The organism is Lysinibacillus sp. FSL L8-0312 (assembly GCF_038003285.1).
Classification (GTDB): Bacteria; Bacillota; Bacilli; order Bacillales_A; family Planococcaceae; genus Lysinibacillus; species Lysinibacillus fusiformis_D.
The window spans coordinates 3,208,287-3,232,744 of record NZ_JBBOOV010000001.1 but is presented as its reverse complement, the minus strand read 5'-3'; the positions used below and the strand labels follow the sequence as shown (position 1 = coordinate 3,232,744).

Sequence of the window (24,458 nt, the reverse complement as noted above, 5' to 3'; positions counted from 1 at the left end):
GATATAACTTTGCTTGTAAAGATACATCTGGTGGTCAATGAGTAACGTTCCACCATTAGCTTCCTGTAACTGTCCTTTTCTTTCTTCATTTACTTAGTATAGCGTCCACTTTCATTATGAAGAACTTGTGCTAGAAAATCTGTCTCTGTTCTAGTTTCCTCTGTTAATAAAATCGGAGCATTTTTCTTTGCGCTCAGACTGGCCTTTTCAAGTTGAGACTTCATTTCAGTGTTTATCGTAATGAAATCCTCTAGACGATTGGCCGTATGATTATCTCGAGATAGATTATGTCCCAGGAAATTATTTAAGCATTTTAATGCTTACTTTCATAAAAATGTTCTGAGAATTCAATTGCCTCCATAGCTTTCCATTGCTCCATAATGGGATAAGTTTAGCGATAAATAACTAAAACCATCTAATGTTGTAAGCTATTGCCCATAGGTTAAAACGGATTTCCCTGATTGCATGACTTCAAAAACGGTACTTGTTTCAGGTGTTAAGCCAATTTCTAATTAATATATTTAAATTTGCTAGATTATAAAAAATTACAAAACCTTTCATGGGAGATTTCAATTTTGGAAAAGCAAAAAAGCCATTTTAGATTCTCCCCTAAAGGATGGTCTAAAATAGCTTTTATTTGTTTTTTATTTTGGTGCGATTACCTCTTTACCACCCATATAAGGTCTTAAAACTTCAGGAATCACTACGCTTCCATCAGCTTGTTGATAGTTTTCCAGGATAGCCGCAACTGTACGACCAATGGCAAGACCTGAACCATTTAATGTGTGAACATACTCTGGTTTTGCATTTGGTTCACGACGGAAGCGGATATTTGCACGTCGTGCTTGGAAATCCTCAAAGTTAGAACAAGAAGAAATTTCACGGTACATGTTTTGTGCTGGAATCCACACTTCTAAATCATATTTCTTCGCTGCAGTAAAGCCTAAATCGGCTGTACACATTTTTAGTTTACGATATGGTAATCCTAATAATTGCAGTACTTTTTCAGCATGACCTGTTAATAGCTCTAACTGTTCGTATGATTCCTCTGGTTTTACAAAACGAACTAGTTCTACTTTATTGAATTGGTGTTGACGGATTAAACCACGTGTATCACGTCCTGCAGAACCTGCCTCTGAGCGGAAGCATGCACTGTATGCAGCAAAGCCTTGTGGTAAAGCCTCATCTGGTAATATTTCATCACGATAGAAGTTCGTTACTGGAACCTCTGCTGTTGGAATCATGAAATAATCAGTTTCTTCTAATTTGAATACATCTTCCTCGAATTTTGGAAGCTGTCCAGTACCTGTTAAGCTATCACGATTTACAATGACAGGTGGTAGCATTTCCTCATAGCCATGCTCTTCTGCATGTAAATCCATCATGAACGTCATTAATGCACGTTCTAAACGAGCTCCAAGACCACGGTAGAATAAGAAACGGCTACCTGTTACTTTTGCGCCACGTTCAAAATCCACAATTTTCAAATCTGTCGCTAGATCCCAGTGTGCTTTAATATCAAAATCAAATGCTGGAATTTCGCCCCAAGTATATTCCTCAACATTGTCGTCCTCTGTTGTACCTACTGGGACAGATTCATGAGGAATGTTTGGTAAACGCATCATCATATCTTTAAAGCGCTCTTCTACATCATTTAATTGATTGTCTAATTCTTTAATTTCATCGCCTACCTGACGCATACGAGCAATGACTTCATCTGCGTTTTCCTTATTGCGCTTCATAAGTGAAATTTGTTCAGATACTTTATTACGTTCTGCTTTTAATTCTTCCGTTTTAGCAATTAATTCACGACGCTTTGCATCTAAGCCTTCAAAGTCATCTAAGTTACCTAAATCTTCATTACGTGTTAATAGCATTTCTTTAATTTCCGCGAAATTATCGCGTACACGTTTAATATCTAACATATTCATACCTCCAATAGTTTCTTTAATGATGGGAAATTGTTGCACCAAAATAAACACAAAAAAGCCCTCATCCCTGGAAAGGGACGAGAGCTACCCGCGTTGCCACCCTAATTGACTAGGCGTATGCCTAATCCACTTATTTTATAACGGCATTTCAGCCGGCTACAGTCTACTTCAATCACTTCGACTGTGCAACTCCAGGACGGATTCACAAGTGCTTTTATCAGCTTCCACCAACCGCTGACTCTCTAAAAAAAACGTGCTTGTTACTACTTCCCATCATCGTGTTCAATTATTTAAATTTTAACCATACTGTACTATATGAAAACAAATTTTGCAAGTCATACCATAGAGGAGACAAAATATTCAAGAATTCGCTTATCTGCTGTTAATTCAGGATGAAACGAACAACCTAATAAATGACCATCTTGCGCCAAAATTATTTTTCCGTCATGCTGAGCGAGAACATCAACATCTTTACCTACCGCTTCAATATGAGGTGCACGAATAAAAACTGCTGGAATACGTGCACCTATTTTAGGAATATCCAGTTGAACTTCGAAGCTATCTATCTGACGTCCAAATGAATTTCTTGCTACCGTCACATCCATAACTGCTAAATGCGGTTCGTCATCCACTAATTGATTGGCTAATAAAATTAATCCTGCGCATGTCCCAAATACCGGTAAACCTTGCTGTGCAAGTTCACGGATTGGCTCTAGTAGGTCAAAACGGTCCAGCAATTTTCGCATTGTCGTACTTTCCCCACCAGGTAGTACAAGTCCATCGAGATTCACTAAATCCTTCTTCTGTTTTACTAAAATCGCTTCACAATCAAGCCCTTCTAACATTTGGACATGCTCACGGACTGCTCCTTGTAATGCTAAAACACCAATTCGTTTCATTTTACCAGCCTCGCTCTTGCATACGCTCGTTTTGCCCAAGCTGTGCAATATCAATACCCTTCATTGGTACACCGAGCTCTTTAGATATTTCAGCAATTAGCTTATAGTCTTTATAGTGGGTAGTCGCCTCCACAATAGCACGTGCAAATTTTTCTGGATTTTCGGATTTGAAAATACCAGAGCCCACGAAAACGCCATCAGCTCCAAGCTCCATCATTAATGCAGCATCGGCTGGCGTAGCAACACCACCTGCCGCAAAATTTACTACTGGTAAACGACCAAGACGTTTAATTTCTCTTAATAATTCGAAAGGAGCCCCCAGTAATTTTGCCTCCGTCATTAATTCATCTTCTGTCATACCCACTACTTTACGTACCTGAGCATTTACTTTGCGAATATGTCGAACTGCCTCCACTATATTCCCTGTTCCTGGTTCACCTTTTGTTCGTAGCATTGACGCGCCTTCTCCGATACGACGGGCTGCTTCACCTAAATCACGACAGCCGCACACAAACGGTACTGTGTAATCACTTTTTAATAAATGGTATTCTTCATCTGCTGGTGTTAAAACTTCACTTTCATCAATATAATCAACCCCCATTGCCTCTAAAACGCGTGCTTCAACGATATGCCCTATACGTGCCTTTGCCATAACAGGAATGGTTACAGCCGCCATTACTTCCTCCACAATACGAGGATCAGCCATACGTGCAACGCCACCTGCCTTACGAATATCTGAAGGTACCCTTTCTAATGCCATAACGGCTACAGCGCCTGCTGCTTCTGCTATTTTTGCTTGCTCTGCATTAATGACGTCCATAATAACGCCGCCCTTTTGCATTTCTGCCATTCCACGTTTTACTAACTCTGTACCTGTTTGTTTCATTTTCTAACCTCCACCTTTATGATGAAGTTTAGTATAATAGAAATTGACCATATAAAAATATCCAGTTTTTAAAATAATCATAAGGTCAGGAGGTTATACAACATGGATATGCTTTTATTTCAGCTTGAAAGAGATAGTGATAAACCGCTTTATGATCAGCTTTATAACGGTATTAAGGATGCTATTATTTCCAAGAAAATAATGGTAGGAGAAAAATTACCGTCAAAAAGAAAATTATCCGATTTTTTAAATATTTCTCAAACAACAATTGAAATTGCTTATGCACAGCTATTAGCTGAAGGTTATATTATGTCTAAAACACGGGTTGGCTACTTTGTTGAAGAAATAGATGAACTACCCTACATTCAGCAAGACAATGTAACCTCCGTCAATGAGCATCCTAAGAAAAAAACATACAAAATTGATTTTAATCCTGGTTCTATTGATATCGATGCCTTTCCGTTTCAAACATGGAGAAAGTATGCGAAAGAGCTTTTTGACGATACCTCAAAAGAATTATTATTAACAGGTGAACCTCAAGGTGAACTTTCTTTACGTACAGAGATTGCAAATTATCTATATCAATCACGCGGTGTTGTCTGTCATCCAGAGCAAATCGTAATTGGCTCTGGTACTGAACAGCTTCTGCCTATGATCCTACGTCTTTTTAACGACGATACCTGCTTTGCCCTAGAAAACCCAGGGTACCCAGCCGTGCATCGTATGTTTTCGCAGCATAAACGAAAAGTCTATCCGATTGCAGTGGATGAAGAGGGAATTATTATTCATGAGCTTGAAAAAACGAGCGCTAATGTCGTTTATATTACACCCTCACACCAATTTCCTACCGGTGCGGTATTATCTGCCACTAGACGGGCACAAGCTTTAAACTGGGCTGCTCAGAGCTCCTCACGTTATATTATTGAAGATGATTATGATTCGGAATTTCGTTATGCTGGAAAACCAATTCCTGCACTACATGCCTTAGATCGAAATGATACAGTGATTTACATGAGTACTTTTACAAAGTCATTAATGCCATCCTTGCGAGTAGCTTATTTTGTACTTCCACCTAAACTACTTGCCACATATAACGATGTCTTTAATTATTATTCATCTACTGTACCTCGCTTCGATCAGCATATCGTGGCAAATTTTATGCGAGACGGGCATTTTGCAAAGCACCTTAATCGAATGCGTAAAGTTTATCGAAAAAAACATGATAAGCTAACCTCCTTTTTAGAAAAATATTCTTCAGCGATTAAAATAACTGGTGAACAAGCTGGAATGCATATTTTATTAGAAGTACAGCACATTTTATCAGAAAAACAATTACAGCAACTTGCTTCTCAAGCGGAGATTGGTATTTATCCGTTATCTGCTTATAGACTAGACCATTATGAATCTTCACATGCTCAATTTTTACTTGGCTTTGGTGGAATACCTGTTCAAACAATTGAACAATCCATTGAACAGCTGATGGATTGTTGGGAAATAGAAAAAAATGACCCGTCTACTAGTTAGTAGATAGGTCATTTTCTTTTACGTTTCAATCAATTGAATCTGATAGTGTTCAAACCATGTATGAATTTGCCCTAAATATGCTAAAAGCTGAGGCCCTGCCATTAATTGCCCATACCATGGAATTTTAAAAGAGCTACCTCCCGATTCAATTAACTCTGCAAGCTTTTGTCGTTCAAATAGTTCATGTAAAATTGAATTTTTATCGTGAAGGATTTCTCTCAACCATTTTTGAACACCTGCTGTATAAACAGGGTGGTACGTTTTAGGATAAGGATTCTTTTTACGATACAACACTTCATCAGGTAATAAGTGTGCCATCGATTTTCGAAGTAATCCTTTTTCTATTCCATCCAAATTCTTCATTTCCCACGGAATATTCCAAGCATATTCCACAAGCCTATGATCTGCAAAAGGAACACGCACCTCTAAACTTGCCCCCATGCTCATACGATCTTTTCTTTCTAACAATGTTTGCATGAACCAGAGCATATTTAAATAAAACATTTCTCGATGTCTTGCTTCTGCCGGACTTTCTCCATCTAACAACGGTACTTCAGCCATTGTTTGTGTGTAGAGTTGATGTGCATAGGACTCAATTTTTAATTTTTTATCCCACTTCTCTTGAAGTAATCCACCTCTTTCAGACAATGAACGAATCCAAGGAAAACCTGAAGTTTTTTCTTGAAACCATGGGTATCCACCAAAAATTTCATCTGCACACTCTCCTGATAATGCTACAGTAAAATCTTTTTTTATTTCTCGACAAAACCATAATAACGATGAGTCGACATCTGCCATTCCAGGAGAATCCCGGACGATCACTGACTCTACTAATAAATCAATTAACTGCTGTTGCGTGATTTCCTCTGCATGATGTGTTGTCTGGAAAGTATCCGTCATTTTTTGAATCCAATACGTATCCGTTGATGTTTGGAAAGCATGTGGATTAAAGAAACGTTCATTATCTTCGTAATCGATAGAAAATGTATGCAATTTATGATTTTGTTGTTGAAATCTATTTGCTGCAATACCGGTAATGATACTGGAATCAAGTCCACCTGAAAGAAATGTACAAATAGGTACATCTGAAATAAGCTGACGTTCAATCGCATCCGTCAATAAAAAACGAACATGCTCAGTAGTTTCCTCTAATGTTTCTTCATGCCTTTGGCTTTGTAGCTGCCAATATGGCCACTTTTTCAAGCCTTCTCTGGAAAACCGCATAGCATATCCCGGTCTTAATTCCTCGATATTTTGAAAAAGTGTCTTGCCTGGTGCTCTAGAGGGCCCTACAGCCATCATACTTGCCAATCCTTCCACATTTACACTTGCTTGAACCATGGGATGTGCCAACAAGGCCTTCACTTCAGATGCAAAAAGCACACCGCCTTGTTGCTCTGTATAATACAAAGGTTTCACACCTAATCGATCTCGGCATAAAAATAGTGATTGTGTTTGCTCATCCCAAACACCGAAGGCAAAAATGCCATTTAAAAAATCTACACATTTTTCTTTCCATTCAATATAGGCAGTTAATAACACTTCCGTATCTGAATGTGTTGTAAAGCTGTGGCCTCTTTTTAAAAGTTCTTTACGTAACTCTTCCGTATTATAAAGTTCGCCATTGTATGTAATGACATAGTTTACGCCATCATGTATTTTTTTCATTGGCTGTTTGCCGCCAATTAGATCGATAACTGCCAATCGTCGATGGCCAAATGCAATATGCTCACTACACCAAATATTTTCATCATCCGGCCCTCTTTTATTTAATGTTTGTGTCATCGATTTTAAAATTGTGTCACTTGTTCTTAAATCCCTTTGAAAACTAGCCCATCCTGTAATTCCACACATTTAGCCACATCCTTTCGCCTATTAGCTTATGCAGGACTATGCTAAAATGTGAAAAAGCACATGAATGCTTTATAACATTCATGTGCTTATTAACTATAGATTAAAATAGTCCCCCAACAAAGTCTGTAATGCCTCCCCATAAATTGCCGAAGAAGTTACCTATACCTTGGAAGAACAATGAAATACCGCTAGCACGCTCTACAGCCTCTGTTGTGACAACATCGGATGAAATATCCTTGCCATCGATAAAGCCGTAATCAGTGCCTTCTGTGCGCTCAATAACGACCTTTCCTACAACAGTGTCTTTCTTAACATCTGCCTCTAAACTCTTTTTATCTAAAACCAATGTAGGTTTATATAAATCTTTATCAGAAGACTTAATCATAAATGAAATTGGTTCTTTTACTGCAATCGCTACTTTGTCTTCTTTACCTTTTGTCACTTTTACCGTTTTTTGATCTTTGAATGTATAGTTCGCTGGTAAAATTTCTTGTTTAGAGAATTGTGAAAAACCATAATTAAATAATTTTGCTGTGGCATCAAAGCGAGCTGCATATGATCCTTGTCCATTTGCATCAACAGCTTTCATAACCACCGCAATCAAACGAGTACCATTGCGCTCTGCAGTACCTGTGAAGCAGTGACCTGCAAAGTTTGTTGTACCTGTTTTTAATCCATCTACCCCTTGATATTCATACACTAATCCAGGTAACATAAAGTTCCAGTTAGACATTTCAATGGCATCATCTGTGCCTTCACGGAACGTTTTCTTTGTAATTTGAGATGTTTCTAAAACCTTCGGGTGGTCTTTTAATAGATGATACGCCAATTTAGCTACAGATTTAGCAGGCATTACATTTTCGTCTTCTGGACCTGTACCTGATGGATGCATACCAAATAAATCAGCGTTATTAAGACCCGTAGAATTGACAAATTTATAGCCCTCTAAGCCAAGTTCCTCTGCTTTTTTATTCATTAACTTTAAAAATTCAGTCTCAGAACCCGCAATCGTTTCGGCAATAGCTACGGTTGCCGCATTTGCCGAATAAATGGCCATGGCTTCGTATAACTCACGGATCGTGTAAGAGCCATCTCTACGTAAAGGTACATTACTTAATGCACGATTTTGAGACATACGATACGTATAATCTGTTACTTGATATTCCTGTTCCCACTTAACTGTCCCTGCATCAATCGCGTCCAGTAACAGGTATTCAGTCATCATTTTCGTCATACTTGCAATACCTAGTGAAGTATCTGCGTTTTGTTCATATAAAATTTTCCCTGAATCTGCGTCAATTAAAATCGCAGCATCCACTGTTAATCCCAAATCTGTTTCCGCATTTGCCTTTGCAGGAATACCCGCAAAAATACTAAATAATAAAACAGGGATTAGGAGTAAACGTAATACGGTGTTCATTTTCTTTTTCACCTTTAAAGCCCTCCAAAAAAATAATCTTGTCCTCGACATTTTATCATAGATAACAACAACCGTGTTGACTCTCTACCATAAAAAAAATGCTCTCGCGCCATCTTTGTAGACGATGCGAAAGCATAAAAGTTGCAAGTAATTTATTACATGGAATAGTTTGGTGATTCTTTTGTAATCTGTACATCATGTGGATGTGATTCCCGTAGACCAGCACCTGTCATTCTAACAAATTGTGCATTATCTCGTAGGTGCTCAAGATGTGGTGCTCCACAATAACCCATACCAGCGCGAATACCACCAATCAGTTGGTAAATTGTATCAGCTAATGGTCCCTTATATGGAAGGCGACCCTCAATACCCTCAGGTACTAATTTTTTCGCATCCTCTTGGAAGTAACGATCTTTAGAACCTTTTTCCATTGCTCCGATAGAACCCATACCACGGTAAACTTTGAAACGACGTCCTTGGAAGATTTCTGTTTCTCCAGGAGATTCAGATGTACCTGCAAGAAGTGAACCAAGCATTACAACATTACCTCCAGCTGCTAGAGCTTTTACGATATCACCAGAGTATTTAATACCACCATCAGCAATAATTGTTTTACCAAGCTCACGAGCTACTGTAGCACAATCATATACTGCTGTAATTTGTGGTACACCCACACCAGCTACAACACGTGTAGTACAAATAGAACCTGGACCAATACCTACTTTAACAACATCTGCACCAGCTTCAAATAATGCACGTGCACCTTCTCCTGTTGCTACGTTACCAGCAATGATCTCTAACTCTGGGTAGGTTTCTCGGATTGAACGGATTGTTTGTAAAACGCCTTCTGAATGCCCATGGGCTGTATCGATTACTACAATGTCAACTTGTGCTTCTACAAGTTTCTCAATACGCACCATTGTATCTTTTGATACACCGACTGCTGCTCCTACTAGTAAACGACCATGTGTATCTTTAGCAGCATTCGGGAACTCAATTACTTTCTCGATATCTTTAATTGTAATAAGGCCAGTTAATCTACCTTCTTCATCTACAATTGGAAGTTTTTCGATTTTATATTGTTGAAGAATTTTTTCAGCATCCTCTAAAGTCGTTCCTACAGGTGCTGTAATCAAATCTTCTTTTGTCATTACATCTTCAATTTTTAAAGAGTAATCAGAGATAAAACGTAAGTCACGGTTTGTAATAATCCCTACTAGCTTTTGATTTTCCATACTATCAACAATAGGTACACCAGAGATTCGGTATTTACCCATTAGATGCTCAGCATCGAAAACTTGATGTGTCGGAGTTAAGAAGAATGGGTTTGTAATAACACCATTTTCAGAACGTTTTACTTTTTCTACTTGTTCAGCTTGCTCATCGATCCCCATGTTTTTATGAATAATACCGATACCGCCTTGACGTGCCATAGCAATCGCCATTTTAGACTCTGTAACTGTATCCATACCTGCACTGACCATTGGAATGTTTAATTTAATCTTTGGTGTTAATTGAACAGATAGATCAACATCTTTCGGTAATACTTCGGAATGAGCTGGTACTAATAATACATCATCAAAAGTTAAACCTTCTTTGGCAAATTTAGTCTCCCACATTTTCGTAACTTCCTCCTATAGTTAAAAGAATATTAATTGTAAGATTAACAACGTGGACTGCTACTGTCAAGAAACTTATAAAAGAAAGACAATTCAGATTTTTAATGATAGCAAATTTTAATTAAAAATCCAAATAAATAGCTACAGTAAAAATATAGAATGAGTTAGAGATATTTAATTTTTTCATAATATTTCTTAGAAAGTAATTGTTTTTTGTAGAAAATCCTTTAAATTATTAAAGAATTTCATTAGGAAATAAAAAAACAGCCAGCACACAGCTGACTGTTTTTTTGCCTAGCGACGTCCTACTCTCACAGGGGGAAGCCCCCAACTACCATCGGCGCTAAAGAGCTTAACTTCCGTGTTCGGTATGGGAACGGGTGTGACCTCTTTGCCATCATCACTAGACTATAGTCGGCTTTCAATATACATCGCATTTCTTCGTCAGCTTCTGTCGTTCAGTCAGTCACGTACTTGAGTACGCTCCTTCCCTCTCTCCATTGCTTCCTCGAACTACTCGTATCTTGAAACCCTTCATAAAAGAAATTATTCTTTCAAAACTGGATAAACGGTTCATTGAATGGTTCAAACATTTTTGGTTAAGTCCTCGATCGATTAGTATTCGTCAGCTCCATGTGTCACCACACTTCCACCTCGAACCTATCTACCTCATCGTCTTTGAGGGATCTTACTTACTTGCGTAATGGGAAATCTCATCTTGAGGGGGGCTTCATGCTTAGATGCTTTCAGCACTTATCCCGTCCACACATAGCTACCCAGCGATGCCTTTGGCAAGACAACTGGTACACCAGCGGTGTGTCCATCCCGGTCCTCTCGTACTAAGGACAGCTCCTCTCAAATTTCCTACGCCCACGACGGATAGGGACCGAACTGTCTCACGACGTTCTGAACCCAGCTCGCGTACCGCTTTAATGGGCGAACAGCCCAACCCTTGGGACCGACTACAGCCCCAGGATGCGATGAGCCGACATCGAGGTGCCAAACCTCCCCGTCGATGTGGACTCTTGGGGGAGATAAGCCTGTTATCCCCGGGGTAGCTTTTATCCGTTGAGCGATGGCCCTTCCATGCGGAACCACCGGATCACTAAGCCCGTCTTTCGACCCTGCTCGACTTGTAGGTCTCGCAGTCAAGCTCCCTTGTGCCTTTACACTCTACGAATGATTTCCAACCATTCTGAGGGAACCTTTGGGCGCCTCCGTTACCTTTTAGGAGGCGACCGCCCCAGTCAAACTGTCCGCCTGACACTGTCTCCTGCCCCGCTAAGGGGCATGGGTTAGAATTTCAATACAACCAGGGTAGTATCCCACCGACGCCTCCTTCGAAGCTGGCGCTCCGAGATCTCTGGCTCCTACCTATCCTGTACAAGTTGTACCAAAATTCAATATCAGGCTACAGTAAAGCTCCACGGGGTCTTTCCGTCCTGTCGCGGGTAACCTGCATCTTCACAGGTACTATAATTTCACCGAGTCTCTCGTTGAGACAGTGCCCAGATCGTTACGCCTTTCGTGCGGGTCGGAACTTACCCGACAAGGAATTTCGCTACCTTAGGACCGTTATAGTTACGGCCGCCGTTTACTGGGGCTTCAATTCGCAGCTTCGCTTGCGCTAACCACTCCTCTTAACCTTCCAGCACCGGGCAGGCGTCAGCCCCTATACGTCACCTTACGGTTTTGCAGAGACCTGTGTTTTTGCTAAACAGTCGCCTGGGCCTATTCACTGCGGCTCTCATGCGCTTGCACGCTCAAGAGCACCCCTTCTCCCGAAGTTACGGGGTCATTTTGCCGAGTTCCTTAACGAGAGTTCTCTCGCACACCTTAGGATTCTCTCCTCGACTACCTGTGTCGGTTTGCGGTACGGGCACCTCTCACCTCGATAGAGGCTTTTCTTGGCAGTGTGAAATCAGGAACTTCGTCCATACGGACTCGCCATCACAGCTCAACGTTACAGTGTGCGGATTTGCCTACACACACGCCTTACTGCTTGGACGCGCATAACCAACAGCGCGCTTACCCTATCCTACTGCGTCCCCCCATTTCTCAAACGGTGAGGAGGTGGTACAGGAATATCAACCTGTTGTCCATCGCCTACGCCTATCGGCCTCGGCTTAGGTCCCGACTAACCCTGAGCGGACGAGCCTTCCTCAGGAAACCTTAGTCATACGGTGGACGGGATTCTCACCCGTCTTTCGCTACTCATACCGGCATTCTCACTTCTAAGCGCTCCACCAGTCCTTCCGGTCTGACTTCAACGCACTTAGAACGCTCTCCTACCACTGACATCGTAGATGTCAATCCACAGCTTCGGTGAATCGTTTAGCCCCGATACATTTTCGGCGCAGCGTCACTCGACCAGTGAGCTATTACGCACTCTTTAAATGATGGCTGCTTCTAAGCCAACATCCTGGTTGTCTGTGCAACGCCACATCCTTTTCCACTTAACGATTACTTTGGGACCTTAGCTGGTGGTCTGGGCTGTTTCCCTTTTGACTACGGATCTTATCACTCGCAGTCTGACTCCCGTGTATAAATATCTGGCATTCGGAGTTTGTCTGAATTCGGTAAACCGGGATGGCCCCCTAGTCCAAACAGTGCTCTACCTCCAGTATTCTCATCACGAGGCTAGCCCTAAAGCTATTTCGGAGAGAACCAGCTATCTCCAAGTTCGATTGGAATTTCTCCGCTACCCACACCTCATCCCCGCACTTTTCAACGTGCGTGGGTTCGGGCCTCCAGTAAGTGTTACCTTACCTTCACCCTGGACATGGGTAGATCACCTGGTTTCGGGTCTACGACCACGTACTATTTCGCCCTATTCAGACTCGCTTTCGCTGCGGCTCCGCCTTCTAAAGCTTAACCTCGCACGTAATCGTAACTCGCCGGTTCATTCTACAAAAGGCACGCTATCACCCATTAACGGGCTCTAACTACTTGTAGGCACACGGTTTCAGGATCTCTTTCACTCCCCTTCCGGGGTGCTTTTCACCTTTCCCTCACGGTACTGGTTCACTATCGGTCACTAGGTAGTATTTAGCCTTGGGAGATGGTCCTCCCGGATTCCGACGGAATTTCACGTGTTCCGCCGTACTCAGGATCCACTCAGGAGAGAACGAACTTTCGACTACAGGGCTTTTACCTGCTCTGGCGGACCTTTCCAAGTCGCTTCATCTAACTCGCTCTTTTGTAACTCCGTATTGAGTGTCCTACAACCCCAAGAGGCAAGCCTCTTGGTTTGGGCTCTTCCCGTTTCGCTCGCCGCTACTCAGGGAATCGATTTTTCTTTCTCTTCCTCCAGGTACTTAGATGTTTCAGTTCCCTGGGTCTGCCTTCAAGACGCTATGTATTCACGTCAAGATACTACGCGATTAAACGTAGTGGGTTCCCCCATTCGGAAATCTCCGGATCAAAGCTCACTTACAGCTCCCCGAAGCATATCGGTGTTAGTGCCGTCCTTCTTCGGCTCCTAGTGCCAAGGCATTCGCCGTGCGCCCTTAATAACTTAACCAAGTTATTAAGCCTATAAAAAACTTAAAAAATAAATGTGTTTGTTACAATTTCAATGTCGTTTTATCCAGTTTTCAAAGAACAAGTTTTGAAGATTTTCATTCAAGAAAGAATGAACCTTCAAAACTGAACGCAAAACGTAATCTTACAAACCCTAGGTTTGTATTCCGAAATAATCCTTAGAAAGGAGGTGATCCAGCCGCACCTTCCGATACGGCTACCTTGTTACGACTTCACCCCAATCATCTATCCCACCTTCGGCGGCTGGCTCCAAAAGGTTACCTCACCGACTTCGGGTGTTACAAACTCTCGTGGTGTGACGGGCGGTGTGTACAAGGCCCGGGAACGTATTCACCGCGGCATGCTGATCCGCGATTACTAGCGATTCCGGCTTCATGTAGGCGAGTTGCAGCCTACAATCCGAACTGAGAACGACTTTATCGGATTAGCTCCCTCTCGCGAGTTGGCAACCGTTTGTATCGTCCATTGTAGCACGTGTGTAGCCCAGGTCATAAGGGGCATGATGATTTGACGTCATCCCCACCTTCCTCCGGTTTGTCACCGGCAGTCACCTTAGAGTGCCCAACTAAATGATGGCAACTAAGATCAAGGGTTGCGCTCGTTGCGGGACTTAACCCAACATCTCACGACACGAGCTGACGACAACCATGCACCACCTGTCACCGTTGCCCCCGAAGGGGAAACTATATCTCTACAGTGGTCAACGGGATGTCAAGACCTGGTAAGGTTCTTCGCGTTGCTTCGAATTAAACCACATGCTCCACCGCTTGTGCGGGCCCCCGTCAATTCCTTTGAGTTTCAGTCTTGCGACCGTACTCCCCAGGCGGAGTGCTTAATGCGTTAGCTGCAGCACTAAGGGGCGGAAACCCCCTAACACTTAGCACTCATCGTTTACGGCGTGGACTACCAGGGTATCTAATCCTGTTTGCTCCCCACGCTTTCGCGCCTCAGTGTCAGTTACAGACCAGATAGTCGCCTTCGCCACTGGTGTTCCTCCAAATCTCTACGCATTTCACCGCTACACTTGGAATTCCACTATCCTCTTCTGCACTCAAGTCTCCCAGTTTCCAATGACCCTCCACGGTTGAGCCGTGGGCTTTCACATCAGACTTAAGAAACCACCTGCGCGCGCTTTACGCCCAATAATTCCGGACAACGCTTGCCACCTACGTATTACCGCGGCTGCTGGCACGTAGTTAGCCGTGGCTTTCTAATAAGGTACCGTCAAGGTACAGCCAGTTACTACTGTACTTGTTCTTCCCTTACAACAGAGTTTTACGAACCGAAATCCTTCTTCACTCACGCGGCGTTGCTCCATCAGGCTTTCGCCCATTGTGGAAGATTCCCTACTGCTGCCTCCCGTAGGAGTCTGGGCCGTGTCTCAGTCCCAGTGTGGCCGATCACCCTCTCAGGTCGGCTACGCATCGTCGCCTTGGTGAGCCGTTACCTCACCAACTAGCTAATGCGCCGCGGGCCCATCCTATAGCGACAGCCGAAACCGTCTTTCAGTATTTCACCATGAGGTGAAACAGATTATTCGGTATTAGCCCCGGTTTCCCGGAGTTATCCCAAACTATAAGGTAGGTTGCCCACGTGTTACTCACCCGTCCGCCGCTAACGTCAAAGGAGCAAGCTCCTTCTCTGTTCGCTCGACTTGCATGTATTAGGCACGCCGCCAGCGTTCGTCCTGAGCCAGGATCAAACTCTCCATAAAAGAAATTTGAATAGCTCAAATTGTTTTGCTGGCATCATTTTGATGTCCAAAATTTTGTTTTGTTCACTAACCAAGGTTAGTTACTAAAAACTTTATTGATTACGTTTTGCTTGTTCAGTTTTCAAGGTTCATTTTATGTTTTCTCTTTGTTAAGAGCTAACTTTTATATAATAACATGTTTAATATTTAATGTCAACAGTTATTTTATTTTTATATTTTAGTAGTTGCTTATCTCAACAGCAACTTTTATATAATAACACCTCATTTATTATTGGTCAATAGTTTTATATAAATAATTTTAAACGAACTAAAATTTCAACCTTGGCCAATTCCGTAAAAATTGAATTGTACGATTTCTTCCTATTTCTAAAAGAGTTTCTTTTGTCTCCTCATTTAAATCAAATTGAGTTGCACTATAATCTTCTACAGGAATAAAGATAATATCTCTTTCATGTCGCCTTGATATATACCTCTCATCATGTGCGTCTTTCATAGTTGAAAATAATGCTTCAAATAAGTTTAGGCCATTTTTAATTTCTTGCGGACATTGTTCTTCTCTCCTTCTGCTTAGCTTCAAACCCAAAATTGGTCGTACTTTTCGACCTTCTTTATCATCAAATATCCATAATGGGAAATTACTTAAAACCCCACCATCCACGATTACTGATTCTCCTTTGCCAGTTTTTAAGGTAACTGGTTCAAAGAAAAATGGTATACCACAACTCATACGTAGTGCACAAGCAACTGAAAAGTTCTTCGCATCAATCTGATATTTGTGTAGATCATCTGGTAAAACAATCATTCTACCATTGGTCAAATCTGAAGCTACTAATTTTAGTGAATCTTTAGGCAAATCTCCAAAAGTATATACACCTTTTGCAGCTAATTTTTGAAAAAACCATTTTTCTAATGCCTTTCCTTTATAAAGACCTAAATGATTATAAACATTTATCCATTTCATAAAAGGGAAAGGTAATATTGTTCTTCTAGGATCCAGTAATGAAGGTACATCCAATTCTTCTAGCATAGCTTCGATCTCTTTACCGCTATATCCCGCAGCAATAAACGCAGCTAAAATTGCACCTGCACTTGTACCAGCTACACGTTTAAAACGAAAATGTTCAGCTTCTAGTACTTGATATGCCCCAACCAGGGCAAATCCCTTCAAACCACCACCAGAAAAAACGCCATCAATCCACAAAATTTCCTCTCCTTTTTGATGTAATCTTTACAGTATAAGAGAGGGTAATGATGATTAGAACTAAAATTTATACTTTATTGTCGAAACCTAAAACATGGTTAACAACTTTTGTTTATGATCAAATTGGATTTTTTCTAATATACGGAATAAAAGGGATTTCACAAAAGGAAGGTAATTAGTACATACTGACCTATTAATTAAGAGAGACGTTTTTTCTATGGCTATTAAGAGTAAGTTACCCATTTGAAGTAAAATGAGGACAAATGAAATGAAGTTGCTTGTATACCAGTAAAACAAGTACTAGAGGAACTGAATATAAAACATACACAGTTAAAATGCTATTGAAACAATTCGTAGAGGAGAAAGAGGCGAAACAGTCAGGTAAGGTAAGGGCAGGCCATACATTTCGTTATGGTTAAGGTGAAATCACTACATTTTTCAGAAATCTACCAACAAAAAAATAGTGTAACGATTTATGCAAAAATATAATTGGTCTTATTATGTCATAGTAGAGAAAGGAAGCGCACAGGACATTCCATACATATAGCTGAAAATAAATTTAAATTAGTCAAGATTTTTATGCACGAACAACCCTTCATGATCATTTGATCCTCAAGAATACTGTTGTCATTGACTATATATTTCTGAATGTTTTTTGTTTCTTCCTACTGTATCTACATAATATCCACGACATCAAAACTCCCTGTTAATATATTTGTATTTCAGATTCGCCTGTCAATCAAATTTCATTAAACTACCTTTCCCTTTCAAATAACCCATATGAAACACTTAATTTTGGAGAATTACTCACCAACATATGAATATAATCAGGGCAGGCTGTTGCTTCGATAATTTCTGCTCCTTTTCTTTCACCTAACTAGCAAAGGATTCTCCCTATATTAACTTTAATTTGTACACAAATAATCTGCCTTCTATATTTTGGCGCAAAGACAATGTGATACTTACAATTCCATGTTGTGTGTGCTAAACTCTTGTTATCTATTTGGATCCCCTTTCGTACGAAGTCGGTTGACCAGACCAGAATTCATTATACGATTGGGGATTTTTTCTTGTCCATAGCTAGAAGCTCTTTAGAACCCCTCGCATAGCAAGGGGTTTTCAAAAGATACAAAAATAAAAAAACAGCCAGCACACAGCTGACTGTTTCTATTGCCTAGCGACGTCCTACTCTCACAGGGGGAAGCCCCCAACTACCATCGGCGCTAAAGAGCTTAACTTCCGTGTTCGGTATGGGAACGGGTGTGACCTCTTTGCCATCATCACTAGACTATGGTCGACCTTCAATACACGGCGTATTACTGCGTCAGCTGCTCTCGTTCAATCAGTCACGTACAGAAGTACGCTCCTTCAATCACTCGTTTGCTTCCTTGTTCTACTTGTGTCTTGAAGCTCTTTTTTTATTGAAAGTTTTGTTCTTTCAAAACTGGATAAACGGTTCATTGAATGGTTCAAACGTTTTTGGTTAAGTCCTCGATCGATTAGTATTCGTCAGCTCCATGTGTCACCACACTTCCACCTCGAACCTATCTACCTCATCGTCTTTGAGGGATCTTACTTACTTGCGTAATGGGAAATCTCATCTTGAGGGGGGCTTCATGCTTAGATGCTTTCAGCACTTATCCCGTCCACACATAGCTACCCAGCGATGCCTTTGGCAAGACAACTGGTACACCAGCGGTGTGTCCATCCCGGTCCTCTCGTACTAAGGACAGCTCCTCTCAAATTTCCTACGCCCACGACGGATAGGGACCGAACTGTCTCACGACGTTCTGAACCCAGCTCGCGTACCGCTTTAATGGGCGAACAGCCCAACCCTTGGGACCGACTACAGCCCCAGGATGCGATGAGCCGACATCGAGGTGCCAAACCTCCCCGTCGATGTGGACTCTTGGGGGAGATAAGCCTGTTATCCCCGGGGTAGCTTTTATCCGTTGAGCGATGGCCCTTCCATGCGGAACCACCGGATCACTAAGCCCGTCTTTCGACCCTGCTCGACTTGTAGGTCTCGCAGTCAAGCTCCCTTGTGCCTTTACACTCTACGAATGATTTCCAACCATTCTGAGGGAACCTTTGGGCGCCTCCGTTACCTTTTAGGAGGCGACCGCCCCAGTCAAACTGTCCGCCTGACACTGTCTCCTGCCCCGCTAAGGGGCATGGGTTAGAATTTCAATACAACCAGGGTAGTATCCCACCGACGCCTCCTTCGAAGCTGGCGCTCCGAGATCTCTGGCTCCTACCTATCCTGTACAAGTTGTACCAAAATTCAATATCAGGCTACAGTAAAGCTCCACGGGGTCTTTCCGTCCTGTCGCGGGTAACCTGCATCTTCACAGGTACTATAATTTCACCGAGTCTCTCGTTGAGACAGTGCCCAGATCGTTACGCCTTTCGTGCGGGTCGGAACTTACCCGACAAGGAATTTCGCTACCTTAGGACCGTTATAGTTACGGCCGCCGTTTACTGGGGCTTCAATTCGCAGCTTCGCTTGCGCTAACCACTCCTCTTAACCTTCCAGCACCGGGCAGGCGTCAGCCCCTATACGTCACCTTACGGTTTTGCAGAGACCTGTGTTTTTGCTAAACAGTCGCCTGGGCCTATTCACTGCGGCTCTCATGCGCTTGCACGCTCAAGAGCACCCCTTCTCCCGAAGTTACGGGGTCATTTTGCCGAGTTCCTTAACGAGAGTTCTCTCGCACACCTTAGGATTCTCTCCTCGACTACCTGTGTCGGTTTGCGGTACGGGCACCTCTCACCTCGATAGAGGCTTTTCTTGGCAGTGTGAAATCAGGAACTTCGTCCATACGGACTCGCCATCACAGCTCAACGTTACAGTGTGCGGATTTGCCTACACACACGCCTTACTGCTTGGACGCGCATAACCAACAGCGCGCTTACCCTATCCTACTGCGTCCCCCCATTTCTCAAACGGTGAGGAGGTGGTACAGGAATATCAACCTGTTGTCCATCGCCTACGCCTATCGGCCTCGGCTTAGGTCCCGACTAACCCTGAGCGGACGAGCCTTCCTCAGGAAACCTTAGTCATACGGTGGACGGGATTCTCACCCGTCTTTCGCTACTCATACCGGCATTCTCACTTCTAAGCGCTCCACCAGTCCTTCCGGTCTGACTTCAACGCACTTAGAACGCTCTCCTACCACTGACATCGTAGATGTCAATCCACAGCTTCGGTGAATCGTTTAGCCCCGATACATTTTCGGCGCAGCGTCACTCGACCAGTGAGCTATTACGCACTCTTTAAATGATGGCTGCTTCTAAGCCAACATCCTGGTTGTCTGTGCAACGCCACATCCTTTTCCACTTAACGATTACTTTGGGACCTTAGCTGGTGGTCTGGGCTGTTTCCCTTTTGACTACGGATCTTATCACTCGCAGTCTGACTCCCGTGTATAAATATCTGGCATTCGGAGTTTGTCTGAATTCGGTAAACCGGGATGGCCCCCTAGTCCAAACAGTGCTCTACCTCCAGTATTCTCATCACGAGGCTAGCCCTAAAGCTATTTCGGAGAGAACCAGCTATCTCCAAGTTCGATTGGAATTTCTCCGCTACCCACACCTCATCCCCGCACTTTTCAACGTGCGTGGGTTCGGGCCTCCAGTAAGTGTTACCTTACCTTCACCCTGGACATGGGTAGATCACCTGGTTTCGGGTCTACGACCACGTACTATTTCGCCCTATTCAGACTCGCTTTCGCTGCGGCTCCGCCTTCTAAAGCTTAACCTCGCACGTAATCGTAACTCGCCGGTTCATTCTACAAAAGGCACGCTATCACCCATTAACGGGCTCTAACTACTTGTAGGCACACGGTTTCAGGATCTCTTTCACTCCCCTTCCGGGGTGCTTTTCACCTTTCCCTCACGGTACTGGTTCACTATCGGTCACTAGGTAGTATTTAGCCTTGGGAGATGGTCCTCCCGGATTCCGACGGAATTTCACGTGTTCCGCCGTACTCAGGATCCACTCAGGAGAGAACGAACTTTCGACTACAGGGCTTTTACCTGCTCTGGCGGACCTTTCCAAGTCGCTTCATCTAACTCGCTCTTTTGTAACTCCGTATTGAGTGTCCTACAACCCCAAGAGGCAAGCCTCTTGGTTTGGGCTCTTCCCGTTTCGCTCGCCGCTACTCAGGGAATCGATTTTTCTTTCTCTTCCTCCAGGTACTTAGATGTTTCAGTTCCCTGGGTCTGCCTTCAAGACGCTATGTATTCACGTCAAGATACTACGCGATTAAACGTAGTGGGTTCCCCCATTCGGAAATCTCCGGATCAAAGCTCACTTACAGCTCCCCGAAGCATATCGGTGTTAGTGCCGTCCTTCTTCGGCTCCTAGTGCCAAGGCATTCGCCGTGCGCCCTTAATAACTTAACCAAGTTATTAAGCCTATAAAAAAACTTAAAAAATAAATGTGTTTGTTACAATTTCAATGTCGTTTTATCCAGTTTTCAAAGAACAAATTTTCAAAGAACAAAGATTGGTGGAGCCTAGCGGGATCGAACCGCTGACCTCCTGCGTGCAAGGCAGGCGCTCTCCCAGCTGAGCTAAGGCCCCAAGAGGTATATATGGTGGGCCTAAATGGACTCGAACCATCGACCTCACGCTTATCAGGCGTGCGCTCTAACCAGCTGAGCTATAGGCCCTCTTGGAAGTTTTATATTATTTAATAAACCTTCAAAACTGAACGCAAAACGTAATCTTACAAACCCTAGGTTTGTATTCCGAAATAATCCTTAGAAAGGAGGTGATCCAGCCGCACCTTCCGATACGGCTACCTTGTTACGACTTCACCCCAATCATCTATCCCACCTTCGGCGGCTGGCTCCAAAAGGTTACCTCACCGACTTCGGGTGTTACAAACTCTCGTGGTGTGACGGGCGGTGTGTACAAGGCCCGGGAACGTATTCACCGCGGCATGCTGATCCGCGATTACTAGCGATTCCGGCTTCATGTAGGCGAGTTGCAGCCTACAATCCGAACTGAGAACGACTTTATCGGATTAGCTCCCTCTCGCGAGTTGGCAACCGTTTGTATCGTCCATTGTAGCACGTGTGTAGCCCAGGTCATAAGGGGCATGATGATTTGACGTCATCCCCACCTTCCTCCGGTTTGTCACCGGCAGTCACCTTAGAGTGCCCAACTAAATGATGGCAACTAAGATCAAGGGTTGCGCTCGTTGCGGGACTTAACCCAACATCTCACGACACGAGCTGACGACAACCATGCACCACCTGTCACCGTTGCCCCCGAAGGGGAAACTATATCTCTACAGTGGTCAACGGGATGTCAAGACCTGGTAAGGTTCTTCGCGTTGCTTCGAATTAAACCACATGCTCCACCGCTTGTGCGGGCCCCCGTCAATTCCTTTGAGTTTCAGTCTTGCGACCGTACTCCCCAGGCGGAGTGCTTAATGCGTTAGCTGCAGCACTAAGGGGCGGAAACCCCCTAACACTTAGCACTCATCGTTTACGGCGTGGACTACCAGGGTATCTAATCCTGTTTGCTCCCCACGCTTTCGCGCCTCAGTGTCAGTTACAGACCAGATAGTCGCCTTCGCCACTGGTGTTCCTCCAAATCTCTACGCATTTCACCGCTACACTTGGAATTCCACTATCCTCTTCTGCACTCAAGTCTCCCAGTTTCCAATGACCCTCCACGGTTGAGCCGTGGGCTTTCACATCAGACTTAAGAAACCACCTGCGCGCGCTTTACGCCCAATAATTCCGGACAACGCTTGCCACCTACGTATTACCGCGGCTGCTGGCACGTAGTTAGCCGTGGCTTTCTAATAAGGTACCGTCAAGGTACAGCCAGTTACTACTGTACTTGTTCTTCCCTTACAACAGAGTTTTACGAACCGAAATCCTTCTTCACTCACGCGGCGTTGCTCCATCAGGCTTTCGCCCATTGTGGAAGATTCCCTACTGCTGCCTCCCGTAGGAGTCTGGGCCGTGTCTCAGTCCCAGTGTGGCCGATCACCCTCTCAGGTCGGCTACGCATCGTCGCCTTGGTGAGCCGTTACCTCACCAACTAGCTAATGCGCCGCGGGCCCATCCTATAGCGACAGCCGAAACCGTCTTTCAGTATTTCACCATGAGGTGAAACAGATTATTCGGTATTAGCCCCGGTTTCCCGGAGTTATCCCAAACTATAAGGTAGGTTGCCCACGTGTTACTCACCCGTCCGCCGCTAACGTCAAAGGAGCAAGCTCCTTCTCTGTTCGCTCGACTTGCATGTATTAGGCACGCCGCCAGCGTTCGTCCTGAGCCAGGATCAAACTCTCCATAAAAGAAATTTGAATAGCTCAAATTGTTTTGCTGGCATCATTTTGATGTCCAAAATTTTGTTTTGTTCACTAACCAAGGTTAGTTACTAAAAACTTTATTGATTACGTTTTGCTTGTTCAGTTTTCAAGGTTCATGTTCATTATTTCACTGTCACCTCTTGGCGACTCATTTATAATATCAAGATTCTAAAACTATGTCAACACTTTCTCCGAAAATATTTAAATGCAATATAATTAAATGCGTTTAAACACCATCATAGCAAATAAGACTACTACCTAATGGATTAATATTGTCTGTTATTTTATAGAAATATACTATCCAGACACTTAGTAAAGAAGATGCAAACTATACTCAACATGGACACATACTTTACTAATGGCATTAAGGGTCAAAAAATGGCAAGCCATAATATATGGTTTGCCCTAATATTTTTAAAGACTTGTTATAATTCGTGAAATATAAAAACTACGATTTTTTCCTAAATCGAAAATTTCTCCTGAATGGATTAATTTAATGAGTGGACGTGTTGGTGCAAATTTATTTACAAACATTACTTCACCACGTTCCAAATTAGACAGTTCAACAATCGTACCTATAGGAAGATCTGCAACAATATCGATTAAAGCACGTACTACTTTAATATCGAACTTCCCAAACTCAGATTCATTAATCATTTCTATAACTTTAAATGAAGATTGTTTTGATCTATATACTCGTTCACATGTCATAGCATGAAAGACATCTGCCACAGCTATAATTTGAGCAAAAATTGAGATATTAGCGATCTTTTCACCTTTCGGATAACCACTTCCATTTAAACGTTCATGGTGTTGGAAAATTGCCTCTTTCATTGTCTCCTTTAAAATCGTTAAATCTTTTACCATATTATAGCTATAAATTGGATGTTTATAAATTTCATCATACTCTTGCTCTGTTAAAGGTGTCTTCTTATCTCTAATACGTGGGTGTACTTTAGCCATACCACAATCAGCTAATAAACCACCTATTGCAACTTGAATGGTAATCCCTCTATCATAACCAAGCTTTTGAGCAATCACTGCGGAAATCAAACCAGTTGCAACACAATGGTGATACAAGTAGTCTTTCGCATTTGAATACTCATTTAAATCAAATATAATTGTACGATCATCTAGGACCATCTCTACTAGAGGTAAAATAATTGTCCTTGCCTTGGCAATATCTACTTTTGCTCCGGCTTCCCAATTTTTAAATTCTTTTTTGAATTGTTCAACAGAATTATTATAGACTTTTCTAAAAGTCGGTATTTCTTCTATCACAACCTCAACATCATTTTCTTTCTTCTCTACTCGAGTATCGTTTTCATTTTTATAAACGGGGACGTTGAAAATATTAAACGCATGAAATACTTGCAAATGTACGTAGGAAATCATCGTATCTTTAAAAATGATTGGATACTGTGTATTAGCAAAAATATCTTCAGAAATTACTTTACCAACGCCTAACTCTGAAATCGGAACATATATAGTTTCCACGAAATGAACACCTCTCCACTGTTTCTTGCTTCA

Annotated in this window: 10 protein-coding genes, 2 tRNA genes, 6 rRNA genes, 1 pseudogene and 1 other annotated feature; of the genes and pseudogenes, 1 reads left to right on the top strand and 18 read right to left on the bottom strand. The window is 42.7% G+C overall.

What is annotated here, in order from left to right; all coding sequences use genetic code 11:
* Nucleotides 1-89: 89 nt before the first annotated feature.
* The 4 genes from MHI22_RS16315 to pdxS form a co-directional block, all read right to left on the bottom strand.
* Nucleotides 90-224 carry a hypothetical protein gene (locus MHI22_RS16315; RefSeq protein ID WP_340812382.1) on the bottom strand — a complete coding sequence of 45 codons (135 nt, stop codon included), beginning with the start codon at nucleotides 222-224 and terminating at the stop codon, nucleotides 90-92.
* A gap of 420 nt (nucleotides 225-644) precedes the next feature.
* Nucleotides 645-1,925 carry a serine--tRNA ligase gene (gene serS / locus MHI22_RS16310; RefSeq protein WP_340812720.1) on the bottom strand — a complete coding sequence of 427 codons (1,281 nt, stop codon included), beginning with the start codon at nucleotides 1,923-1,925 and terminating at the stop codon, nucleotides 645-647.
* A gap of 76 nt (nucleotides 1,926-2,001) precedes the next feature.
* Nucleotides 2,002-2,217: a binding site (T-box leader), on the bottom strand.
* 49 nt (nucleotides 2,218-2,266) lie between these two features.
* The gene (gene pdxT / locus MHI22_RS16305; protein WP_036122068.1) at nucleotides 2,267-2,830 is read right to left on the bottom strand and encodes a pyridoxal 5'-phosphate synthase glutaminase subunit PdxT; all 564 of its coding nucleotides are present in this window, start codon (nucleotides 2,828-2,830) and stop codon (nucleotides 2,267-2,269) included.
* A gap of 1 nt (nucleotide 2,831) precedes the next feature.
* The gene (gene pdxS / locus MHI22_RS16300; protein WP_058843219.1) at nucleotides 2,832-3,716 is read right to left on the bottom strand and encodes a pyridoxal 5'-phosphate synthase lyase subunit PdxS; all 885 of its coding nucleotides are present in this window, start codon (nucleotides 3,714-3,716) and stop codon (nucleotides 2,832-2,834) included.
* A gap of 102 nt (nucleotides 3,717-3,818) precedes the next feature.
* Between pdxS and pdxR the strand changes: the two genes are divergently transcribed.
* Nucleotides 3,819-5,240 (top strand): MocR-like pyridoxine biosynthesis transcription factor PdxR, encoded by a 1,422-nt coding sequence (gene pdxR / locus MHI22_RS16295; RefSeq protein WP_340812381.1) that lies wholly within the window; start codon nucleotides 3,819-3,821, stop codon nucleotides 5,238-5,240.
* Nucleotides 5,241-5,258: 18 nt separating this feature from the next.
* On the opposite strand, the gene asnB is transcribed toward pdxR, so the two are convergent.
* The 14 genes and pseudogenes from asnB to MHI22_RS16225 form a co-directional block, all read right to left on the bottom strand.
* Nucleotides 5,259-7,094, bottom strand: coding sequence for an asparagine synthase (glutamine-hydrolyzing) (gene asnB / locus MHI22_RS16290; protein WP_101966300.1), 1,836 nt, complete (start codon nucleotides 7,092-7,094; stop codon nucleotides 5,259-5,261).
* 100 nt (nucleotides 7,095-7,194) lie between these two features.
* A complete protein-coding gene (locus MHI22_RS16285; RefSeq protein ID WP_080717062.1) occupies nucleotides 7,195-8,526 on the bottom strand; it encodes a D-alanyl-D-alanine carboxypeptidase family protein in 1,332 nt (443 codons plus the stop codon).
* A gap of 143 nt (nucleotides 8,527-8,669) precedes the next feature.
* Nucleotides 8,670-10,133 (bottom strand): IMP dehydrogenase, encoded by a 1,464-nt coding sequence (gene guaB, locus MHI22_RS16280; protein WP_036122042.1) that lies wholly within the window; start codon nucleotides 10,131-10,133, stop codon nucleotides 8,670-8,672.
* A gap of 292 nt (nucleotides 10,134-10,425) precedes the next feature.
* A 5S ribosomal RNA gene (gene rrf, locus MHI22_RS16275) occupies nucleotides 10,426-10,541 on the bottom strand.
* A 187-nt stretch (nucleotides 10,542-10,728) separates the two neighbouring features.
* Nucleotides 10,729-13,656, bottom strand: a 23S ribosomal RNA gene (locus tag MHI22_RS16270).
* 182 nt (nucleotides 13,657-13,838) lie between these two features.
* Nucleotides 13,839-15,390: ribosomal RNA gene (locus tag MHI22_RS16265) — 16S ribosomal RNA — on the bottom strand.
* The 16S, 23S and 5S rRNA genes sit together here, the layout of an rRNA operon.
* A gap of 307 nt (nucleotides 15,391-15,697) precedes the next feature.
* Nucleotides 15,698-16,591: a patatin-like phospholipase family protein gene (locus MHI22_RS16260; protein ID WP_036124545.1), complete on the bottom strand. Its 894-nt coding sequence runs from the start codon at nucleotides 16,589-16,591 to the stop codon at nucleotides 15,698-15,700.
* A 696-nt stretch (nucleotides 16,592-17,287) separates the two neighbouring features.
* A pseudogene (tnpA, locus tag MHI22_RS16255) lies at nucleotides 17,288-17,594 on the bottom strand (IS200/IS605 family transposase); the annotation flags it as partial.
* Between the two features lie 169 nt (nucleotides 17,595-17,763).
* Nucleotides 17,764-17,879 (bottom strand): 5S ribosomal RNA (gene rrf / locus MHI22_RS16250).
* Nucleotides 17,880-18,070: 191 nt separating this feature from the next.
* Nucleotides 18,071-20,998: ribosomal RNA gene (locus MHI22_RS16245) — 23S ribosomal RNA — on the bottom strand.
* A gap of 104 nt (nucleotides 20,999-21,102) precedes the next feature.
* Nucleotides 21,103-21,178: transfer RNA gene (locus MHI22_RS16240), tRNA-Ala, on the bottom strand.
* A 12-nt stretch (nucleotides 21,179-21,190) separates the two neighbouring features.
* Nucleotides 21,191-21,267: transfer RNA gene (locus tag MHI22_RS16235), tRNA-Ile, on the bottom strand.
* A 94-nt stretch (nucleotides 21,268-21,361) separates the two neighbouring features.
* A 16S ribosomal RNA gene (locus tag MHI22_RS16230) occupies nucleotides 21,362-22,913 on the bottom strand.
* A gap of 429 nt (nucleotides 22,914-23,342) precedes the next feature.
* The gene (locus MHI22_RS16225) at nucleotides 23,343-24,425 is read right to left on the bottom strand and encodes an HD-GYP domain-containing protein (protein WP_036119578.1); all 1,083 of its coding nucleotides are present in this window, start codon (nucleotides 24,423-24,425) and stop codon (nucleotides 23,343-23,345) included.
* Nucleotides 24,426-24,458 lie beyond the last annotated feature (33 nt).